Annotated in this window: 22 protein-coding genes and 1 pseudogene; all 23 read right to left on the bottom strand. The window is 56.4% G+C overall.

Going from position 1 to position 20,155, the window contains the following annotated elements; translation table 11 throughout:
• Entirely contained in the window at positions 1-1,038 is a 1,038-nt protein-coding gene (gene ispG, locus WHJ28_RS01215) for a flavodoxin-dependent (E)-4-hydroxy-3-methylbut-2-enyl-diphosphate synthase (RefSeq protein WP_340039245.1), read from the bottom strand.
• 14 nt (positions 1,039-1,052) lie between these two features.
• Complete coding sequence (locus WHJ28_RS01210; RefSeq protein WP_340039244.1) at positions 1,053-2,126, bottom strand: M50 family metallopeptidase; 1,074 nt, start codon at positions 2,124-2,126, stop codon at positions 1,053-1,055.
• Between the two features lie 18 nt (positions 2,127-2,144).
• Positions 2,145-3,284 carry a 1-deoxy-D-xylulose-5-phosphate reductoisomerase gene (locus WHJ28_RS01205; protein ID WP_340039243.1) on the bottom strand — a complete coding sequence of 380 codons (1,140 nt, stop codon included), beginning with the start codon at positions 3,282-3,284 and terminating at the stop codon, positions 2,145-2,147.
• Between the two features lie 4 nt (positions 3,285-3,288).
• Entirely contained in the window at positions 3,289-4,113 is an 825-nt protein-coding gene (locus tag WHJ28_RS01200) for a phosphatidate cytidylyltransferase (RefSeq protein WP_340039242.1), read from the bottom strand.
• Positions 4,114-4,857, bottom strand: a complete 744-nt coding sequence (gene uppS, locus WHJ28_RS01195; RefSeq protein WP_340039241.1) for an undecaprenyl pyrophosphate synthase — start codon at positions 4,855-4,857, stop codon at positions 4,114-4,116.
• Positions 4,858-4,926: 69 nt separating this feature from the next.
• Entirely contained in the window at positions 4,927-5,481 is a 555-nt protein-coding gene (frr, locus tag WHJ28_RS01190; protein WP_340039240.1) for a ribosome recycling factor, read from the bottom strand.
• A 1-nt stretch (position 5,482) separates the two neighbouring features.
• Complete coding sequence (pyrH, locus tag WHJ28_RS01185; RefSeq protein ID WP_340039239.1) at positions 5,483-6,205, bottom strand: UMP kinase; 723 nt, start codon at positions 6,203-6,205, stop codon at positions 5,483-5,485.
• Between the two features lie 180 nt (positions 6,206-6,385).
• Positions 6,386-8,254, bottom strand: a complete 1,869-nt coding sequence (locus WHJ28_RS01180) for a heavy metal translocating P-type ATPase (RefSeq protein ID WP_340039238.1) — start codon at positions 8,252-8,254, stop codon at positions 6,386-6,388.
• 142 nt (positions 8,255-8,396) lie between these two features.
• Positions 8,397-9,617, bottom strand: a complete 1,221-nt coding sequence (locus tag WHJ28_RS01175) for an anti-sigma-I factor RsgI family protein (RefSeq protein WP_340039237.1) — start codon at positions 9,615-9,617, stop codon at positions 8,397-8,399.
• Positions 9,614-10,195, bottom strand: a complete 582-nt coding sequence (locus WHJ28_RS01170; protein ID WP_340039236.1) for an RNA polymerase sigma factor — start codon at positions 10,193-10,195, stop codon at positions 9,614-9,616. Before WHJ28_RS01170 ends, WHJ28_RS01175 begins: the two co-directional genes overlap by 4 nt.
• Before the next feature lie 135 nt (positions 10,196-10,330).
• Entirely contained in the window at positions 10,331-10,768 is a 438-nt protein-coding gene (locus WHJ28_RS01165) for a sigma-70 family RNA polymerase sigma factor (RefSeq protein WP_340039472.1), read from the bottom strand.
• A gap of 20 nt (positions 10,769-10,788) precedes the next feature.
• Positions 10,789-12,453 (bottom strand): recombinase family protein, encoded by a 1,665-nt coding sequence (locus tag WHJ28_RS01160; protein ID WP_340039235.1) that lies wholly within the window; start codon positions 12,451-12,453, stop codon positions 10,789-10,791.
• Entirely contained in the window at positions 12,440-12,628 is a 189-nt protein-coding gene (locus tag WHJ28_RS01155; protein WP_340039233.1) for a hypothetical protein, read from the bottom strand. The genes WHJ28_RS01160 and WHJ28_RS01155 overlap by 14 nt, the downstream gene beginning before the upstream one ends.
• A gap of 297 nt (positions 12,629-12,925) precedes the next feature.
• Positions 12,926-14,074, bottom strand: coding sequence for a lactaldehyde reductase (fucO, locus tag WHJ28_RS01150; protein WP_340039232.1), 1,149 nt, complete (start codon positions 14,072-14,074; stop codon positions 12,926-12,928).
• Positions 14,075-14,260: 186 nt separating this feature from the next.
• Positions 14,261-15,619, bottom strand: coding sequence for an NCS2 family permease (locus tag WHJ28_RS01145; protein WP_340039231.1), 1,359 nt, complete (start codon positions 15,617-15,619; stop codon positions 14,261-14,263).
• Positions 15,620-15,708: 89 nt separating this feature from the next.
• On the bottom strand, positions 15,709-16,632 hold the full coding sequence (locus tag WHJ28_RS01140; protein ID WP_340039230.1) for a CorA family divalent cation transporter: 924 nt from the start codon (positions 16,630-16,632) through the stop codon (positions 15,709-15,711).
• A gap of 17 nt (positions 16,633-16,649) precedes the next feature.
• A complete protein-coding gene (locus tag WHJ28_RS01135) occupies positions 16,650-17,156 on the bottom strand; it encodes a EutP/PduV family microcompartment system protein (RefSeq protein WP_340039229.1) in 507 nt (168 codons plus the stop codon).
• Complete coding sequence (locus WHJ28_RS01130; protein WP_340039228.1) at positions 17,153-17,533, bottom strand: BMC domain-containing protein; 381 nt, start codon at positions 17,531-17,533, stop codon at positions 17,153-17,155. Before WHJ28_RS01130 ends, WHJ28_RS01135 begins: the two co-directional genes overlap by 4 nt.
• A 19-nt stretch (positions 17,534-17,552) precedes the next feature.
• The gene (locus tag WHJ28_RS01125) at positions 17,553-17,777 is read right to left on the bottom strand and encodes a glutaredoxin family protein (RefSeq protein WP_340039471.1); all 225 of its coding nucleotides are present in this window, start codon (positions 17,775-17,777) and stop codon (positions 17,553-17,555) included.
• A gap of 54 nt (positions 17,778-17,831) precedes the next feature.
• A pseudogene (locus tag WHJ28_RS01120) lies at positions 17,832-18,350 on the bottom strand (peroxiredoxin); the annotation flags it as partial.
• A gap of 74 nt (positions 18,351-18,424) precedes the next feature.
• Positions 18,425-18,631: a hypothetical protein gene (locus tag WHJ28_RS01115; protein WP_340039227.1), complete on the bottom strand. Its 207-nt coding sequence runs from the start codon at positions 18,629-18,631 to the stop codon at positions 18,425-18,427.
• Positions 18,632-18,644: 13 nt separating this feature from the next.
• On the bottom strand, positions 18,645-19,196 hold the full coding sequence (locus WHJ28_RS01110) for a BMC domain-containing protein (RefSeq protein WP_340039226.1): 552 nt from the start codon (positions 19,194-19,196) through the stop codon (positions 18,645-18,647).
• Between the two features lie 30 nt (positions 19,197-19,226).
• A complete protein-coding gene (locus WHJ28_RS01105; protein WP_340039225.1) occupies positions 19,227-20,144 on the bottom strand; it encodes a DUF7973 family transport facilitator in 918 nt (305 codons plus the stop codon).
• Positions 20,145-20,155 lie beyond the last annotated feature (11 nt).

Genomic DNA, 20,155 nt, shown 5'->3' with positions numbered 1-20,155 from the left:
TTACAGTTGGTCGATCAGGGTAAACAGCTCGTCCACCAGCTGCTCCTGGGGGACCTTTTTCACGATCTCGCCCTTGCGAAACAGAAGACCCTCCCCCTGTCCGCCGGCAATACCCACATCGGCGGCGGAGGCCTCGCCGGGGCCGTTTACCACACAGCCCATCACCGCCACGGTAATGGGCTTGTGGACCTCCTTCAGCCGCTCCTCTACCTGGTGGGCCAAACCGATCAGGTCGATGCGGGTGCGGCCGCAGGTGGGACAGGACACCAGATTGGGCTCGTTGGCCACCATACCCAGGGCTTTCAGGATATCCTTGGCAGCGTACACCTCCTCCACCGGATCGGCGGACAAAGACACTCGCAGGGTGTCGCCAATGTCCAGAGCCAGCAGGCCCCCGATGCCGATGGCGGATTTGATGGTACCCATACGGGTGGTGCCCGTCTCAGTAACGCCAAGGTGTAAAGGATAATCACTTTTCTCGCTCATCAGCTTGTAGGCCGCCATGGTGGTGACCACCGATGAGGATTTAAGAGAGATACAGATATCGTGGAAATCATACTGTTCCAGCAGAGCAATGTGACCGAAGGCGGATTCCACCAGGGCCTCGGGGGTTACCCCGCCGTACTTGGCCAGCAGGGGCTTCTCCAGAGAGCCGCCGTTGACGCCGATGCGAATGGGAAGGCTCCTTGCTTTACAGGCTTCCGCCACCGCTTTCACCCGATCTTCCCCACCGATGTTGCCGGGATTGATGCGCACCGCGTCGCACCCCTCCTCCACACAGGCCAGAGCCAGCTTATAGTCAAAGTGGATATCCACCACCAACGGGATATGGATACCGGCCTTGATGGCCCCCACGGCTTTGGCCGCCGCCAAGTCGGGCACAGCTACCCGGATGATCTGGCACCCCGCCTCCTCCAGTCGGAGGATCTGATCCACCGTGGCCCCCACATCGTCAGTACGGGTATTGGTCATGGACTGAATGGTGACCGGAGCGCCGCCCCCCACCGGAACGCCGCCCACAAGGATCTGTCTGGTCATTGGTATCCCTCCCGCTAAAACAGCTTCATGACATCATTGATGGCCACCACCACCATTAAGGCGATGAGGCAAAAAAATCCTACGGCATTCACATAGCCCAGGTATTTTTCGTTCATTTTCTTTTTGGTAATGAGCCGGTAGATCCCGCCCACAAATACAAAAAGGATCTGTCCGCCGTCCAGGGCCGGGATGGGCAGCAGATTCATCACCGCCAGGTTAATGGCAATCAGAGCGGTGAAATCCAGAATGTTGATGAGCAGACCGAACAGGCCTGCCGCTGCGGCGCCTGCCTGGCCCACGTCGCCCGCCACCGCCACAATACCGATGACGCCCGACATATCGTTGAGGCCCACCGCGCCGGTGATCAGGTCGCCGAGGCCCATCCATACCATGCGGACGTAATCCACCGACTGATACCAGGTGTTCCGCAGCAGGGTCAGGGGGGTATCCTCCTGGAATTCCCCCAGATAAACACCACGCTTCATGACCTGGTTGCCGTTTTCATCGGTGAGCTGGCGGTAAGGCAGGTCAATGGTCCCAAGGTCCACCTTCTCACCGTCCCGCAGCACCACCACATCGACCTGATCCCCCGCGCGCTGGAGGAAAATGAAGGCATCATTATTGAAGTAAATGCGGTGTCCGTCAATGGAGTAAAACTGATCCCCCGGCTGAAGTCCGGTTTGAGCAATATCCTCTGCCCCAGGCATAAAGCCGGTAACCACCGGCATAGAGGGGCTTCCCGCCAGGGCCATGATAACAAGAATAAGCACCACGCCGGCCAGGAAATTCATGAACGCACCAGCCACCAAAATGATGAGCCGTTTCCAGCCCGCCTTGTTGCCGAAGGCCCGGGGATCGTCGGAGGACTCCCCCTCTCCCTCCATGGCACAGAAACCGCCGATGGGAAAGGCGCGCAAGCTGTAAAGCGTCTCACCTTTCTCCCTTGAAAACAGCTTGGGGCCCATGCCAATGGCAAACTCGTTCACCTTCACGCCCATCAGCTTGGCGGCAATGAAGTGACCAAATTCATGGATGGCAATCAGCAGCCCGAAAAACAGAATGATCAGCACAATGGAAAGTACGTTCATAGACACCTCAAACTCAGATTACTTGCCCGCCGCCTGACGGGCCGCTTTGTCTGCTTCCAATACGTCCTCCAGTGTGGGGGCCTGGACCACAGGCACCTGGGACAGAGCCCGCTCCACCCGCTTGGCAATGTCGCCAAAGGAGATCTGCCCCGCCAGAAAAAGGCCCACCGCCGCCTCATTTGCTCCGTTAAGGATGGCGGTGGCTGTGCCGCCTGTTCTGGCGGCCTCCAGCGCCAGGGAGAGGCAGGGAAACGCCTCATAGTCCGGAGCATGGAAGGTCAGCGGCGGACAGGACAGCAGGTCCAGCGGCTTCGCCACCGCCTCAGTGCGGGCGGGCCAGGTCAGGGCGTACTGGATGGGCAGGCGCATATCAGGCACCCCCAGCTGGGCCAGCACCGCGTTATCACAGTATTCCACCAGGGAGTGGATGATGCTCTCCCGGTGGACCACAATCGAGATTTTTTCCGGCGGCATCCGATAGAGCCGCATGGCCTCGATAAACTCCAGGCCCTTGTTCATGAGCGTAGCGGAGTCCACAGTGATCTTGGCGCCCATCGACCAGTTGGGGTGCTTCAGGGCCTGCTCCACCGTGGCGGAGGCAACGGCCTCCTTATCCCAACCCCAGAAGGGCCCGCCGGAGGCGGTGAGGATAAGGCGTTTCACCTCTCCCCTATCCTGGCTGCCCTGGAGACACTGGAAGATGGCGGAATGCTCGGAGTCCACCGGCACGATCTCCGCGCCGTATTTGTCCGCCCCGTCCATCACCAGCTCGCCGGCGCACACCAGGGTCTCCTTATTGGCCAGTGCGATACGCTTGCCTTGACGGACCGCCGCCAGAGTAGGCACCAGTCCCACCATCCCCACCACAGCGGTGAGGACAGTGTCCGCCTCCTCCATAGTGGCCGCCTCCACCAGTCCATCGGGACCGGAGGCCACCCGGATGGACGTATCCGCCAATCGGGTTTGCAGATCAGCGGCGGCGGCAGGGTCCATCATGACGGCCAGCCGTGGCCGGAACTGGCGGCATTGAGCCTCCATCCGCTCTACGTCCCGGTTGGCGGTCAAGGAAGCCACCGTCATGCCACAGGCGGCAATCACTTCCAGTGACTGCCGCCCGATGGAGCCGGTAGAACCCAGCAAAGAAATGCAGTTGCTCATGTGTTCAGCCTCCCACAGCGGGCAGGAATAGGATCAGCAATTCAATCAGGGGCGCGCAGAAGATCACACTGTCAAAGCGATCCAGCACACCGCCGTGACCGGGGAAAATATTGCCGAAATCCTTGATGCCGTACTCCCGCTTGATATAGGAAAAAGACAGGTCGCCCAGCTGAGACACAACACTGCCCAGCGCACCGTATATCACAAGATACAGGTAGTTGACCTGCATGGAGAAACCAAACTGGAGAACGACACCGTAGATCACCGTACAGATGATGGCGCCGGCAAAGCCGCCCACAGCACCCTCCACTGTCTTTTTGGGAGAGAGCTCAGGCGCCAGCTTATGCTTGCCGAAGGCCATGCCGGCAAAGAGCGCGAAGGCATCACTGAGAAAAGCCACCACAAAGGGCAGAATAATGAGCGCCATCCAGTGCTCCATCAGCCGGATCCGCAGCAGCGAGGAGAGGAAAAAAGGAATGATGATGGTGAGGAAAAAAGCGCCTCCCATCTTCTCCAGCGTAATACGTTTGTGGCTGCCAATGGCCTCGGCAAAGAGCAGCACCATATAGACAAACATTCCGGCCAGGGCTGGCGTCAATTTGCCGCTATAATAGACCCAAAACGGAATGAGGCCAGCCAAAACAATGGAATAGCCGGAAATACGGGTGTGCTTGAGAAATCCGGTGGACCACAGCACCTCATGCACCGCGATCATAGACAATCCGGCCACCAGAATGGGCAGGATGACCGGATAGACCGGTGAGACACCGTATACCGCTGCCGCCAGCAGCGGTATACAGACCACCGCCACCATGATTCGCTTGACCACTCAGACACCTCCATAGCGGCGGGAACGGCCCTGATAGGCCGCCAGCGCCTTGTTCAGCTCTTCCTTATTAAAGTCGGGCCACAGCACGTCGGTATAATAGAATTCCGCGTAGGCCGACTGCCACAGCAGGAAGTTGGAGATCCGCACCTCTCCGCTGGGCCGGATCACCAGGTCCGGGTCGGGTACCCCGGCAGAATAGAGATAGCCGGAAAAATCCGCCTCTGTCAGCTGCGCGGGGTCCTTCTTCCCTGCCGCACACTCTGCCGCAAAGGCCCTGGCCGCCCGGACGATCTCATCCCGTCCACCATAATTGAAGCACACATTGACCTGCATACCATCATAGTGTGTGGAGATATCGTCGGTACGAACCGTCAATTCTCTCAGTTCCAGAGGGAGTGCCTCCAGGTCTCCGAAAAAGCGAAGACGGATCCTATCCCGCTCCATCTTCTCAATGGACTCCAACAGATACTTTTTCAGCAGTCCAATGATGGCGGAGACCTCCTCCAGAGGCCGCTTCCAGTTCTCCGTTGAGAAGGCATATACCGTCAGATATTCAATTCCGATCTTCTGACAGTATGTGGCGATGGTACGGAAGGTCTCCGCGCCTGCCGCGTGGCCCGCCGTGCGGGGCAGCCCCCGGCGCTTGGCCCAACGGCCGTTGCCGTCCATGATGATCGCCACATGACGGGGCAGGTGGTCAAAATCCACCTGGACCTGCGCCGCCTTCGGTTTGAATAATGCCATGTTCAACCCGCCTATACGACACCAGTGCGGGACACGTTTCGCATCCCGCACCATGTCTCTTATTTGGTGTTATACCGCCATTAGTTCCGCTTCTTTTTTGACGGTCAGCTCGTCGATCTCCTTGCACCGCTTGTCAGTCAGATCCTGGAGCTCCTTTTCATAGTCCTTGCGGTCGTCCTCGGTCATCTCGCCCTTTTTCTCCAGGGCCTTGAACTTCTCCATAGCGTCCCGGCGGATATTGCGGATGGCCACCTTGCCGTTTTCACCGTACTTCTTCACCTGCTTGGTCAGTTCCTTACGGCGCTCCTCGGTGAGCTGGGGGAAGGACAGACGAATCACACGGCCGTCATTCTGAGGATTGATGCCCAGATCAGAGGTCTGAATGGCCTTCTCGATGGCCTTCAGCAGAGTGCCGTCCCAAGGCTGGATCATCAGAGAGCGGGGGTCGGGAGAAGAAATGGCGGCCACCTGATTCAGGGGGGTGGGAGCGCCGTAGTAGTCCACCGTGATCTTATCCAGTACAGCAGCATTGGCCCGGCCGGCGCGGACACTGGCGAAATCACTCACCACTACGTCGATGGTTTTTTTCATCTTGGCGTCAAAATCTTTGTTGAGTTCTTTCATTTCACGGTTCCTCCTTGACGATGGTTCCGATTTTTTCACCCATGACCACACGCAGAATATTCTCGGGGTCCTTGAGCGCGAACAGAATCACCGGGATCTTGTTGTCCATGGACAGAGAAGTGGCGGTGGAATCCATTACCTCCAGATGCTGAGCCAGCACGTCGTCGTAGGTAATGGTATCATACTTTACCGCGGTGGGATCCTTGCGGGGGTCGGCGGAATACACACCGTCGATGTTCTTGGCCAGCAGAATGGCGTCAGCGTCAATTTCCGCCGCCCGTAGCACAGCCGCCGTATCGGTGGAGAAGAAGGGATTGCCGGTACCGCAGCCAAAGATGACCACTCTGCCCTTCTCCATATGCCGGATGGCCTTGGAACGAATGTAAGGCTCGGCGATGGACCGCATCTCAATGGCGGTCTGTACCCGCACGTCCACACCCTTCTGCTCCAGCACGTCGGCCACCGCCAGTGCGTTGATGGTGGTAGCCAGCATTCCCATATGGTCAGCGCGGGTACGCTCCATCCGGTCGCCGCCGTCTTTCAAGCCACGCCAGAAATTACCCCCGCCAACCACGATTCCCACCTGAACACCAACTGCCACGCACTTTTTGATCACGTCACAAACGCTGCCGATGACATCGAAATCCAGGCCCCGGCTGGCCTCACCGGCGAGGGCCTCGCCGCTGAGCTTCAGAAGAACCCGCTTGAACTGCGGTTCACTCATATGTTCAACCCCTTTTCGGAAAATCATGCTATCTTATTTTAATATAGTTTTCCATTTTTGCATAGAGGTTAGGCTAAAGTTTTTCAAATTATTCGTATTCTCTCCCTCCCTTCCTGTAAAAATTGCCAAGGGCACTGTTCCCGCCTTCTAAAAAGCGGGAACAGTGCCCCTTTTCCCCTTTTACGCCCCTTTGTGCCACCGCAGCAGCAGGGCGGAATTGACAATAACCACCACTGAGCCCGCATTGTGAACCAGCGCTCCTACCACAGGATTCAGAATACCGGTAATGGCCAGGGCAATGGCTGCAAAGTTCAGCGCCATGGAGAAGGTCAGATTGCACTTGATGGTGACCATCATTCGCCGGGCCAGCCGAAGCAGATGGGGCAGCTGCCGCAGATCGTCCCCCACCAGGGCCATATCGGCGGCGTCCACGGCAATATCGCTGCCCACGCTCCCCATAGCGATTCCCACCATAGCCCGCTTCAGCGCGGGGGCGTCGTTGATACCGTCACCGATCATGCACACCGGGCTGCCCTTTTCCTGTGTCCGGGCGATCCAGCTCAGCTTGTCCTCCGGCAGGCAGCCTGCCTGCACCTCCCGGATATTCAGCAACCCCGCGACGTACCCGGCAGCACTGGGATGATCCCCTGTCAGCAGCACAGGCTGCACACCGGCCTTTTTTACCGCCCGGATGGTTTCCGCCGCATCGGGCCGCAGGGTGTCGGCCAGCGCCATCACCCCAATCAGCGTTCCTTCCTCCGCCAGATAGATAAGGGTACACCCCTCGTCCAGCCGGGCCTGAACAAAGTCCTCCGCCTCCTGGGGCATGGGCACACCCAACTGCTCCATCAGCGCCAGATTGCCTGCCCATAGGTTTCTGTCTTCCACGACGCCCTTCAGGCCCAGGCCAGGCAGCACCTCCACCCTCTCCCCCTTCAGGATCAGCCCAGGAAATCGCTCCCGTCCATCAGCGGTAACCGCTTTGCCCAGAGGATGCTCCGACCAGGACTCCAGGCCCAGGGCCCCGGCCCACACTTGTTCCTCCGTCCGCCCGTTCAAGGGGAGTACCGCCATCACCCGCAGCTGTCCTAATGTCAGAGTACCTGTCTTGTCAAACGCCACACAGCAGACTCCGGCCAACCGCTCCAGCGCATCTCCCTCCCGTATCAGGAACCCGTGGCGAGTGGCGTTGCCAATGGCCGCCATAATGGCGGTGGGGGTAGCCAGCACCAGCGCGCAGGGACAGAATACCACCAAAATGGTCACAGCCCGGATCAGCTCCCCAGTAACAAAGCCGGTGATAACGGCGGCAGACAGAGCAATCACCACGATCCAGGTGGCCCATCGATCAGCCAATCCCACGATTTTCGCTTTGCCTGCATCAGCCGACTGCACCAGCCGCACCATCCGCTGGATGGAACTGTCCTCCCCCACCCGGGCAGCCTCCATGGTAAAGGCTCCATATTGGTTAACCGTGCCGCTGGAAACCCGGTCGCCCGGAGCCTTGTCCACCGGCAAAGATTCTCCCGTCATGATCGACTGATCCACAGAGGTGCGCCCGTCCCTTATGATCCCATCCACAGGAATGGTCTCACCAGGCAGTACCCGCAGCAATTCCCCTACCTGAACCGTCTCCGCGGGCACCACCTCTTCGCCGCAGCCGGTCAAGCGACGGGCAGTGCGGGGTGTCAGTTTCACCAGCTTTTCAATGCCCGCTCGGGCTCGGGCCACCGTCATATCCTCCAACAGAGCCCCTAGCTGCATAATGAGTGCCACTTCACCGGCAGCAAAGTGCTCCCCGATAACCACCGATGCCACCAGAGCGATAGAAACCAGTACATCAGCCTTGATGTCAAAAGCAGTGATCAGCCCGATAACAGCCTCCAAAAGGATGGGCAGGCCGCACAGCACAATGGCTATCCAGGCCGGGTCTACCGGCAGCATCCCTTCCCACAGAATGCTGGCTAACAGAGCCAGTCCGGAAAGAATGAGCAGTGTGATATCCTTGCGGACACCGCCCCACTCTAATATGGCCTCCAGTTTTTTCATATTATTCGCCTCCTATACCCCCACAGGTATCTTCACCCACATTATACCCATAGGGGTATAGGTTGTCAAGGGAGGAAGGTATCCTCTTTATGCAAAAAAATCGGGCAGCCCTATGGCTGCCCGATTTTTGAAAACACTCTGTTCAGTCATCCCGTTCGGCTCCGAGGATGCTGCCGTCGGTAACGCTGATCTTGTACTCATATTCATATCCGCCTGCTTTAAACTCTACCTTATAGCAGCCGTCGTCCAATTCCACTTCCAGCTCCGCCGCCTCTGCCAGCGCTACACCGGCATTGGACAGGGCAATCTCTCTGGCCTGCTGACTGCTGATGGTACCGGAGGAACCGCCCTGCGGCTGTTGGGTCTGTCCCTCCCGCTCCGCCTTGATAATAGCGCCGGTGGCTGCGTCGATATCATACTCATACTCTATACCATTCACGCTGAATTCTACCTCATAAACCATCCGGCCATCTTCATAGTCATAGTCAGCTTCCAGGTAGTCCAGCTTGGTCCGCTGAACGCCTGCATGAGTCAACGCCGTCTGGGTGGCGGCATCCACGCCCACATAGCCGCCCTGGCTTGCGGTGCCAATAGAACGGATGATTTCCTGCTCACCGCTCTGGCCCGTCAGGTCGGCAGCGGCCTCGGAATTGGCCAACAGGTTCAGTTCATTGATGGACAAGCCCACCAGAGACTCAAAGGTCAGGTGGGAACTGCTGTCTACCAACGTCTGGATCAATGCGGCCTTGCCCTGAGAGATTCCGTATTCTTCCGCCTTCTGCTGTAAGGTATCGTCTGTAGCGAAGCTCTGGGACAGGATGGCGCCGTTAATAGAAGCCGACTCCAAGACCTGGGAAATCTCTCCTGTCAGCTTCTCTTCCAGCGCGGCGCCCCGGGTCAGATCATCATCCTCCACCGAGACCAGTACGGAATTGGCCAGTTCATCCACATATCCATGCTTCAGCAGAGAGCCGATAATGGCATTGACCGCCACATCCAGGTCGGTACCGGTCAAGTCCATACCGTCCAGAATCTGATTGGCATCATCATTGACCGGGATAGCGGAAAGAACCTTTTCCGCCCGGTTCACCTCCAGCCGGACACAGGGATTCACGTCAAGGGAAACCACAGAGGCTACCGCGTTGGCCTGCTGATACCGCACTCCGGCCACACCGCCGCCAATGGCAAGCGCCAGGCAGGCAGCCGCGATCCAGGGTAGGATGTGCTTTCGCCGTTTGGGTGCGGAAATCGGAATGATCTTCCCATTTTGGGGTCCCAAGCGAGCAAGCACCGCCTCCACATCGTCAGGCGCGGCGTGCTCCAGTACAGCATGGAGTTTACGCTCCAGTTCCTGATCGTTCACGGTTTCTCACCCCCTTCCAGTATGGTCCGCAGCTTCTGCAATGCCCGGCGGTACTTCGACAGCACCGTAGACAGCGGCAGATCCAACAAATGCGCGATCTCTTTATGTTTCCAGCCGGTGACCGCGTGGAGGGTCACTACCTGGCGCTCCTCATCGGTCAGACCTTCCAGCGCGGCCCGGAGTACCTGCCGGTCCTCCACCGTTACCAGAGGGCTGTCCGCGGCCAGCCGTTCCCAGGATTCCGGCTCCAGTTCCTCCGTTTTGCCCCGCTCCCGCAGCTTCATTAGCGCCAGATTACGGGCAACAGTGAGTACCCACGCCAGCGGTGTGCCGCGGGACTGGTATTGATGGACGTTTTCCCACACCCGCACAAAGGTATCCTGCGTCACATCCTCCGCGTCATGAGTATTCTTAAGATAGGAGAGGGCAAGACCGTATACAGCGGTCCGGGTATGGTGATAGAGTTCCGCCAGGGCCCCCTGCTCTCCGGTCTGCATCCTGACCAGCAACGGCTCCAGCACATCCGGAGCGGTCGCCCGGCGGCTCTCCTCCGCCATGGTATCCAGCAGGATCAGCATAGTTTCCTCTCCTCCCATTGGTAGAATGCAAAACACAGGCATTTTATTGCACAAAAGTCAGAATAATTTTGCCATCTGCACGAGGGTAAAACAACTATTGTTATTATAACCCAATTATTACCCCTGCGTAAAGTCCTACCGCTGGGTCCCCATTGCTGTCTCCAGCTTTTTCAACGCCTTTTTTTCAATGCGGGATACATAGGACCGCGAAATGCCGCATTGGGCGGCTACCTCCCGCTGAGTCAAGGGCTTACGGTCATTGAGCCCATAACGGAGGGTAATAATAGCGGCCTCCCGGGCATCCAGGCACCGTTTGACACATTCCCGCACCTGAATACACGCGTCTCTAGCATCCAGCTCCTCCAGCATATCGTCATCCACGCTAATGGTATCCATCAGTGAAAGCGAATTCCCGTCCCCGTCTCCATCAATGGCATCCGACAGGGATACCTCCCCCTGGGTCTTACGCTGGGCACGAAAATGCATAAGGATCTCATTTTCAATGCAGCGGGACGCATAGGTGGCCAGCCGTACTTTTTTATCTGGTTTAAAGGTACCAATCCCTTTAATCAGGCCAATGGTACCAATGGAGATCAGGTCGTCCTGGTCCCCGTTGGGGGTATAGTACTTCTTAAAGGATTATTGCAAGAGACTGATCCGCCCCGCTGAAAATGGGCTGAAGCCTGCTGCCCCAGCCGGAGATAGATCTCTAAATAAAGTTGCTTATCGTCGCTTTGCTCCAGTACCACAATGTGATCCAGTATGGCTGCCACTACTTCGGAGTGGATCCCGTTTGTGAAGTTCAATTCCTCCCACAGGGCTTCTTCCAGGAGTTTTGGGTCGACCTCCGTACTTTTTTTCCTTTGTTCTTGTTGACACAGAGACATTCTCTGTTCCTGCAGAGCAGAAATTTGACGATTGAAGCGTCCGTTTCGTTCCTTAAACTCCTGGATGGTAATGGCGTCCGCCATGCTCAGCTCCAGCAGCTTATCTTTCTTCTCCTCGATCTGACTGATCTGTACATCGATCCGCCCGATCTGAGCAAAGTAATCTATGTCGCAGGAGGTTTCCCCAATGCTGTCCAGTACCAACCGTATGATCTGTTTTTTCTCTGTAACGACCTTCTCAAACAGGTCGGCCAAGACCAGATCTACTTCATGGGTACGGATGCCCGGCAGGTCGCACCCCTCCTTTCCTTTCTGGCGGTAGGTCTTGCAGCGCCAGAACTCCGTCTCTCCTTTCTGTGTCTGAAAGGACTGACGATGGAAGCTGGTGCCGTGTCTGCCGCAGATAATTTTCCCGCTGTATGGATAACGGTTGTGATAGCTGGTAGATTTTGTACGAACCTCGCGGCTTCGCTGCTTGAAGATGGCATTTGCCTGATCCCACAACTCTTCCGAGACAATGGCCGGGATGTTGGGATCTGGGTACATAACCCATTCGCTTTCGTCCAAAAAGGCCTTCCTTTTGGTGCGGTAGTCCAGCGACTGAGTCTTGTTGCCGCAGTACCACCCTTTGTACTTTGGGTTGGTCAGAATGTGCTTGATGGTCAGCTGGTTGAACGCATTGCCCAGCAGGCTGGTGTGTCCTCGCCTGGTCAACTCCTGGGAAATCTTTCGGATTCCATACTTCCCGGTGGCGTAAAGTTCAAAAATGAGCCGTACCGCCTCAGCCTGCTCCGGGATGATGGTCAACTTACAGTTTTTCTTATCGTACCCCCACAGGCGATTGTTGCCCAGCACATGGCCATTCTTGATGGACTGCCGGAACCCGAATTTCAGGCGCTCAGACAGCTTTCGCACTTCATCCTGAGCCACTCCAGCCATCACCACCAAACGAAACTCGCTGTCGGTGTCCAGGGTATTGATGTTATCGTTTTGAAAGAGAACGCCCACATTGGCGTCCAGCAGCTCCTGTGTGTACTGGATACTGTCCAGCGTGCTTCTGGAAAAACGAGAGATCTCTTTGGTGATGATGAAGTCAAAGAGGCCCCGGTGAGCGTCGTCGACCATGCGCAAAAAGCTCTCCCGCTTATAGGTACTGGTCCCTGAGATTCCCTCATCCACATACCCCTGTACCAAGGTCCAGTTGGGATTTTTCTGGATGAATTCCGTGTAGTACTGGACCTGGTTCTCCAAACTTCCCTGCTGCTCCACTTTCTCCGTGGATACGCGGGCATAATATGTAACCCTCAGCGAAAGGTCATAGATGGACTTTCCCCTCCGCAGCTGTTCCCTCAGCCTTCTAATGGGCATCATACCGCCAGTCCTCCCTCTGTTCTTGTAAAATTTTCTCTTCAAAATGACCAGAAAAATACTTCCTGTCAAGAACACGGGAACGGCAGGCGGAATAATACAGTTCCTCTGATATGAAATCCCGTTGCCACAGTCGCTTCAAAAGGACTAGCCCGATCTCACGGTCAATCTCATTCATGGTCAAACCCCCTTCTCGGCAGGTTATGCAAAACAAGGCCATACTATGATGGACTGCGGAGCCCCGTGGCATAGTCTTGAGCATATGCTTCAGCTTATCCGTGGAAGAATGAATAGTATCCCTTCCCCTTGGATCCTCGCTTGGTAAACGTTTCTGTATATAGATTAACCGCCGCCTCAATGCCTGTGCACTGAGGCGGCGGTCTTTGGTTGGAAACGCAACAGCCCTGGCGCCGCTCCTGCTTGACCGGCTTTAAAACCATACCATTGCGTTCTTCATAACAGATATCCGTAAAGTTTACATCAGGCTTCTGTAAAGAGCCTCGATCTCCTCCACGCTGGTATCTCTGGGATTTCCGGGACAACAGGCATCCGCAAAGGCGGACTCCGCCAGGAAATGTACATCCTCCTCCTTGAGGATGCCCTTCAGATTGGCGGGGATGCCCACATCGGTGGAGAGCTGCTTGACAGCGGCAATGGCAGCTTTGCGTGCCTCCTCCAGAGGCATCTCATCGATGCCGCTCACACCCATGGCTTTGCCGATAGCCCGGTAACGCTCACCAGAGTAATCTGCATTATACTCCAGGCCAGTAGGCAGCAGGATGGCACAGGCTACGCCGTGAGGAGTATCATACAGGGCGGACAGGCCATGGGCCATGGAGTGGACAATGCCCAGACCTACGTTGGAAAAGCCCATGCCAGCGATGTACTGGCCCAGCGCCATGCCTTCTCGTCCCTCAGGGGTGTTCTCAACGGCTCCGCGCAAACTCTGGGAGATGAGCCGGATGGCCTCCAGATGGAACATATCAGAGATGGTGCAGGCACCCTTGGTAATGTAACCTTCGATGGCGTGGGTCAGGGCGTCCATACCGGTGGCAGCGGTCAGACCTTTGGGCATAGAACACATCATGTCTGGGTCCACCACAGCCACCTCGGGGATGTCATTGGCGTCCACACACACAAACTTACGCTTCTTCTCCACATCAGTGATGACATAGTTGATGGTCACCTCAGCGGCAGTGCCGGCGGTAGTGGGGACAGCGATGGTAAAGACCGCGTGCTTCCTGGTGGGAGCCACACCCTCCAGGGAGCGCACATCGGCAAACTCCGGGTTGTTGACAATGATGCCCACCGCCTTGGCAGTATCCATAGCGGAGCCTCCGCCAATGGCCACGATGCAGTCGGCGCCGGAGGCCCGGAAAGCAGCCACCCCGCTCTGCACATTCTCAATGGTGGGGTTTGCTTTGATGTCGGTATACACCTCATAGGCAAAGGCAACCTTATCCAACAGATCGGTCACCTTGGCCACCACGCCAAAACGGACCAGATCCGGATCTGTACACACCAAAGCTTTTTGATAACCACGGGAAGTGAGCTCAGGCACGATATTTTCGATCGCACCCTTTCCATGATAAGAAATCGTATTCAGGACAATGCGGGTCGCCATACCATGATCCCCTTTCTGATACCACGCCTGACGCGTGTCTTCCTAAATCCAGCTATACGCTATCACAACCGATTTCTTAAAACAAGGTCTTATCAATAAAAGGCACCAGATGAACAAAATATGGAACTTAACGACGCTGTTTACCCCTGATCTTCTCACAGACCAGATGGCCCAGAGGGCTGAGGATCAAACCATATTACCCAGCAGGTACTTTAGGATAAAGAGCAGGGAAATAACATATGCAAGGACCGGTACCTGTCTGCCTTTGCCCCGAACCAGCTTGATCAGACAGAAACTGATAAATCCAAAGGCAATACCATCAGAGATGGAGTAGGCAAAAGGCATCACTCCGATGGTCAAAAAGGCAGGTACAGCACACTCCATATCGTCCCAGGGAATGGCCACGACGCTGCGCATGGTGAGCACACCCACAATAATGAGCGCAGGAGCAGTGGCTGCAGCAGGGATGATCCCCGCCACCGGAGCCAGAAACACTGAGACCAGAAACAGCAGGCCCACCACAATGGAGCTCAGACCGGTTCGGGCTCCTTCGGCAATGCCTGTGGAAGACTCCGCAAACGTAGTAACGGTGGAGGTTCCGATCAGGGCGCCGCAGCAGGTCGCCGCGGCATCAGCAATCAAAGCCCGATCCCCTCTGCCGTCCCGGTCCTCCAGTCCCGCACTGGCCGACAGACCCACCAGTGCGCCCAAAGTATCAAAACAATCCACGATCGCAAAGCTGATCACTGCCGTCAGCAGGGGCAGCAGACCTTTGGAAAATACGCCGCCAAGATCCAGCTGAAGAAACACGGGCGCCAGGCTGATATGTTCCATGGTCACCGTCTCAGGGATATTGGTCACTCCCGCGGGAATTCCCAGCAGGGTGGTCACCAGAATGCCGATCACCACCGCGCCCTTGACCCGGAAGGCCATCAGAATCGCGGTGAGCAGCAGCCCCACCAGAGTGAGCAGACCCTGCGCGTTCCACACACGCTGCCCGTCCACCACCATGGACAGCTGCAAAGCGGGCACCGCGCCGCTGATGGAGATCAGCCCTACGTTCAGCAGGCCAATAAAAGCAATAAACAGGCCGATGCCGGCTGAGATGGCGTGCTTAAGAAAGTCCGGGATGGAGCAGATCAGCTTTTTTCTCAAAGGGGAAACTGTGATGGCCAGGAAAAGCAGTCCGCTCAGCAGTACGATGGCCAGGCCTTCCTGCCAGGTATAACCCATGCTCAAACAGACCGTATAGGTAAAAAATGCGTTCAGGCCCATTCCCGGCGCCTGAGCAAAGGGCACATTGGCCATCAGCCCTGTGAGAAAACAGCCAATGGCAGCCGACACACAGGTGGCCACCAGTACCGGCCCCCACAGTTCTTCCGGCATGGCGGGGAAAAAGGCCCCGCTGCCGCTGCCCACCTCAGCACACAGAGTATTGGGATTGACGAAGATAATGTAGGCCATGGCAAAAAAAGTAGTGATGCCGCCTATGATCTCCCGCTTGACCGTACTGCCCTTGGCTGAGATTGAAAAAAATCTGTCCATATATCTCCCACCCCATTCAAAATCTTTTGATACACCAATGCAACAAAGACACCGCCGCAGAACGCTGCGGCGGTATCCCTTCTTCTTGTTCACTCTTCTTTTTTCTGCACTTCCATGGTTTCTATCCGTTCCTCTGCGGTCAATTTTTTCCGGTGAAAGCCTGCGCCCAGCCGTTTTCCAGGCTCCAGAGGCTTCTCTATTCGCTTGTTGGTACGATACATCATACCGGCCCCGACCGACAAACCGCCAATGGCCAGCCCGCCTATCACACCAAGAACGGGGTTGACCGCCAGCAGACTCCCAAACATAAAATTCAGGGTGACGCCCGCCAGAGAAATCAGGCTGAGCAGCCTGGCGCTTCGGTTGATATTGTTGTTGACGATGGATGTATAGGTGTCAAAATCCTTGATCACCGTATTTTTGGTCAGTTCGTACCGCTCTTCCAGAAAACGGAACTCCAGCATCACCTGACCCTGAAGCACATAGCTGTTCTGCATCTGCATGGGATAATAGCCTTTATCAATATGTGTCAGGATCTCCTTAACCCCGATCACCATATTGCCGCACTGGGTATAACTGCGGCGAAAATCCAGCAGCTGATAGGTGCCGCTGTTATCCATACGGTTGTCCAGGGTGTCCTCCAGTTCCTTCATGGCGTCTGCACACCCGGCCACATAGGCCGACAGATCCCGTATTTTGAATTGCAGGGCATACATAATCAGCTGACCGATATACTTGACCTGCTTGTCCGCCAGGAAAGCCGCAAACGAACCAGCAGTGGACTCCTCCAGAATCACATTGGTGTCCACCTGCCGCAGCCGGAGCGCGCCTGGTTCGCCGTACAAACCGTAAAGCAACTCCAACACTAGGTCATCGCCTTCCAAATACATCCTGTCCCGGGTCACCTGCAGCTCCAGCGGGGCCGTAAAGACACAGTACTTACTCTCAGCCATGTCCCCGGATGGGCTGCATCGTCCCCGGCTCATTGCCAGGAGAAATGTATTGGTATCCACGGGGTCTCCACCTCATCTCAAAGGGCTCCGTATTTGTTGGACAGCACCGTACGGGGCCGCTCCGCCTCTTCTGCCGTTTCCCAGGGCAGCACATCACCGGGCTCCCGGAGATAGTTGAGGATCTGCCAGATCCCCTCCCCTGTATAGGAACTCACCCGGAAAATCGGATCGCATCCTGCCAGTGCCAGCCAGTTATGGGCCCGATCCGGATTCCCTCCCTCGTGGTCGATCTGGGTCACAATGCCGATCACCGGCCGGTTGCAGCAGGCCGTTACACAGGGAGGATAAAGGGAATACGGCTCAGTGGCGCTGAGCAGCAGCCCCACCACATCCGCCTCATAGGTATAAAGCGCAAGCGCTTTTGCCAACGCGGCGTTTTCCGCATACTCTCCGGGCGTGTCAATGACCACGTCATAGTGGTTGATGTACTGGGTCTTGTGATAGTGGATCACATCTCCCTTAAGCGCCTGGGTCAGCGTTGTCTTACCGCACTCACTGCGGCCCATCAAAATAATCTTTTTCACGTTCTTGTAATCTCACAAATCGTAAAGCCCAAATGATTCTTCAAGTAGGTCACAATGGCGGAAATGGCCGTCTGTACATTGGAAATGCGGCCGGTAAAGATCAGCGTACCGCTGAACCGGTCAATAAATCCCATTTCCACTTTGGAACTTTTGGTGGCGATATCTCCCGCAATCACAGAGATCTCCGACGGGGTCATGCTGAGAATACCAATGGCAGCCTGTTGATAGTCCACATTGGGATTCAGGCCCAGCTTCTGATAAATGATCTCATCAGGACTGGCAATGATATGGGCCAGGGTCACCTGCTTGCCCGGTACCATCTCCTGCACGATGCGCATTTTGCCTTCCTGCACCCGTCCAAAATCCAACAAATCCATTCTTTGTCACCTCGTTTTATCAACGCAGTCCCAGAGCCGCCTTGATGCGGGGCATATCATAGCCCACGATCTCCTCGCCGTTGATCACGGTCACCGGCAAGGCGGTATAACCCCTGTCTTTCATGAAGGCCTGCCCCGCTTGATCCGTTTCCAGATTAAATTCCTGATACTCCACGCCCGTGTCACGAAAAAATTCCTTGACACTGCGGCAATAGCTGCACCCAGGCATGGTATAAATCCGCACTTCCGCCTCTCCGGATGCCTTGGCAGACGGCGTCTGCTGCGGAGCGTCAGGCCGGAGATTGTCCTCACCGGCCTTCCAGCCAGCCGCGCACAGCCCGCCAGTCTGAAGCGCCGCCAGCACTCGCAGCACCTCCTGGGGATTGCGCCCGATATTATTGTCATGAATCACACTATAGCGTACATTTTGCTCAGGGTCAATGAGAAAAAGCCCGCGCAGGGCCACTCCCTCCTCCTCCAGCAGCACACCATAGCTGTCGCACACCCGCAGGGTCTGGTCGGCCGCCATGGGGTATCCCAGCTTGCCCAGTCCGTTGCGCTGCCATGCCAGATGAGTATACACACTGTCGGTGCTGACACTCAAAAGCTCAGCCCCCGCCTGTTTAAACTCCTCCCGGCAGTCGGAAAAGGCGGTCAGCTCTGTGGGACAAACAAAGGTAAAGTCCATCGGGTAAAAAAAGAGCACCAGCCATTTTCCCTCGTAGTCCGAAAGACTGACGCGTGTAAAATGCTCACCATCCGCCGCCAGCGCCTCCATCGTAAACCACGGGGCCTTTTTTCCGGTCAATCGTTCCACACAGCTCACTTCCTGTTCCAGGTATGCTCTGTCCTGCCGGAGCGCAGCAGACTCCGGCAGGACAGGCGGTTTCTTTATTTGTCGGGATGATAGAAGCACTGATTGCAATCATCAGTCTTCTGTTCTTCCTGCTCCTCAGGCTGATAGAAGCACTGGGAACACTCCTCTACCTTCTCCTTCTCAGGGATGTGATAGGGGCTCTGAGGCACATTCTTCTCTTTCTGATCCTGCTTGCGGTTAGGAGCAGGATAGTGACAGTTGGGGCAATCCTGTGCAGTCATGTCATGCAACCTCCTAATTGGAAAGTTTTTCGATCAGGCCGGGATGGGGAGAGGGGATCACGCAGCTGCTCGTAATATCTCCAGTCTCCTCCAGCTGATGCATGGCAGCTTTTACCGCCGAACGGACCGAGGAAACCTCTCCTGTCAGCAGGATAAAGCCTTTGCCGCCCAAACCTCTGGCAATGCGGATCTCCATCAGGGCAACGTTGGCAGCCTTGGCAGCCAGATCACCGGCCTGGACAGCAGTCAGCGCAGTCATGGTTTCGATCATGCCGATGGCCCCTGTCCGCTCCACCTCCGCTGTGCCTACAATGGCACTGGGCACAGAGTCATGCACATTGTTGATGATATGGCTGCCCACAAGGTAAATCCCGGCCATCTGCTTTCCGCTCTCCATAGCGCTTTTCACCGCACCAACTGCTCCGCAAATAATTATAACATATTTTCCGGGGCAAGTGGGAGTAGCAGTTAAAAGTTCTACATGAGCGGCCTTCAGTACCGCGTCCGCGGTCTCTACTCCCACGGGAATGCTTTTCAGTTCCAGTAATCCGATGGACTTTCCCATAACAGGCCTCTTTTCCGCAGAATTCCCAACTTATGCCGGCACGATCACGCTGGCAATGGCGTTGATGATGATAGTCAGAATGAAAATCGTGGTCGCGGGGGGATCGATGTGGGTATCACAGTGGCTGTTGAGCGTCTTGCCCACCAGATCGCCCATCACAGAGCCCAGAATACCAAACAGGACGCCCAGCAGAATACCAGCCTCACCCCAGGCCAGGATGCCCGCGGAGGCAGCCAAAGCGGAAGGCAGGAAAATGTGGTGGGTAGCGGGAGTGGCAAAGCCGGTCTGGGTGAAGATCAGGGAGATGGCGGCAAAACCGAAGCAGATGATGGGGAAGATGCCGAAAGCAGCCATGTTGCCGCTGCTGTACAGAGACATGGCCAGGCCGCTGACGACAATGCCGATGCCGCCGCCCAGGACCACATTGTACACGAAGCCCTTGCCGGTGGAGAACCACTCACGCTTGCCAGTACCGGTGTACTTGCCGGTCAGGCCGGTCTTGCCAAACAGCAGACGGGTCACAACAGCCAGAATGAAGACGGTAATACCGGGCAGGTCCGTAGTGGCGGGGCCGGCGCTTCCAATAACAGGCAGCTGACCAATGCCGTAGCTGATCAGATAGCCCAGCACGCCGAAGATGCCGCCCACCAGGATCACGTCGGGCTCACCCAGGCCGTTCAGGGAAGACAGAATGTCGGTGCCGGAGGCCAGCCTGCCCTTCTTACCGGCATATCCGGCAGCAGCCACACCGCCGGCAAAGGCGATATGGGGACCCACAAAGGAGCCGAACGCCAGAATGCCCACGGCGATGTCGCCGCCCACACCCGCCGCGGTGAGCACTCCGCCCACCAATGCGAAAATACCGGTCATGATAAACGCAGGGAGAGCGCCCATGTATGCGCCGATGATACCGCCGCCAAACGCAGCGATCAGAGCGAACATATCCATAAACAATACCT

The organism is Flavonifractor porci, assembly GCF_037572415.1.
GTDB lineage: Bacteria > Bacillota > Clostridia > Oscillospirales > Oscillospiraceae > Flavonifractor > Flavonifractor porci.
The sequence above is the reverse complement of the archived record's forward strand: the minus strand, read 5'-3'. Positions and strand labels throughout refer to the sequence as shown.

Coding starts and splice junctions, on each gene's coding strand:
- ispG (WP_340039245.1), bottom strand. CDS start 1,038: ATGACCAGACAGATCCTTGTGGGCGGCGTTCCGGTGGGGGGCGGCGCT.
- WHJ28_RS01210 (WP_340039244.1), bottom strand. CDS start 2,126: ATGAACGTACTTTCCATTGTGCTGATCATTCTGTTTTTCGGGCTGCTG.
- WHJ28_RS01205 (WP_340039243.1), bottom strand. CDS start 3,284: ATGAGCAACTGCATTTCTTTGCTGGGTTCTACCGGCTCCATCGGGCGG.
- uppS (WP_340039241.1), bottom strand. CDS start 4,857: ATGGCATTATTCAAACCGAAGGCGGCGCAGGTCCAGGTGGATTTTGAC.
- frr (WP_340039240.1), bottom strand. CDS start 5,481: ATGAAAGAACTCAACAAAGATTTTGACGCCAAGATGAAAAAAACCATC.
- pyrH (WP_340039239.1), bottom strand. CDS start 6,205: ATGAGTGAACCGCAGTTCAAGCGGGTTCTTCTGAAGCTCAGCGGCGAG.
- WHJ28_RS01180 (WP_340039238.1), bottom strand. CDS start 8,254: ATGAAAAAACTGGAGGCCATATTAGAGTGGGGCGGTGTCCGCAAGGAT.
- WHJ28_RS01170 (WP_340039236.1), bottom strand. CDS start 10,195: ATGCTGATCCTGCTGGATACCATGGCGGAGGAGAGCCGCCGGGCGACC.
- WHJ28_RS01160 (WP_340039235.1), bottom strand. CDS start 12,453: ATGATGCCCATTAGAAGGCTGAGGGAACAGCTGCGGAGGGGAAAGTCC.
- WHJ28_RS01155 (WP_340039233.1), bottom strand. CDS start 12,628: ATGAATGAGATTGACCGTGAGATCGGGCTAGTCCTTTTGAAGCGACTG.
- fucO (WP_340039232.1), bottom strand. CDS start 14,074: ATGGCGACCCGCATTGTCCTGAATACGATTTCTTATCATGGAAAGGGT.
- WHJ28_RS01145 (WP_340039231.1), bottom strand. CDS start 15,619: ATGGACAGATTTTTTTCAATCTCAGCCAAGGGCAGTACGGTCAAGCGG.
- WHJ28_RS01130 (WP_340039228.1), bottom strand. CDS start 17,533: ATGGATTTGTTGGATTTTGGACGGGTGCAGGAAGGCAAAATGCGCATC.
- WHJ28_RS01115 (WP_340039227.1), bottom strand. CDS start 18,631: ATGACTGCACAGGATTGCCCCAACTGTCACTATCCTGCTCCTAACCGC.
- WHJ28_RS01110 (WP_340039226.1), bottom strand. CDS start 19,196: ATGGGAAAGTCCATCGGATTACTGGAACTGAAAAGCATTCCCGTGGGA.
- WHJ28_RS01105 (WP_340039225.1), bottom strand. CDS start 20,144: ATGGATATGTTCGCTCTGATCGCTGCGTTTGGCGGCGGTATCATCGGC.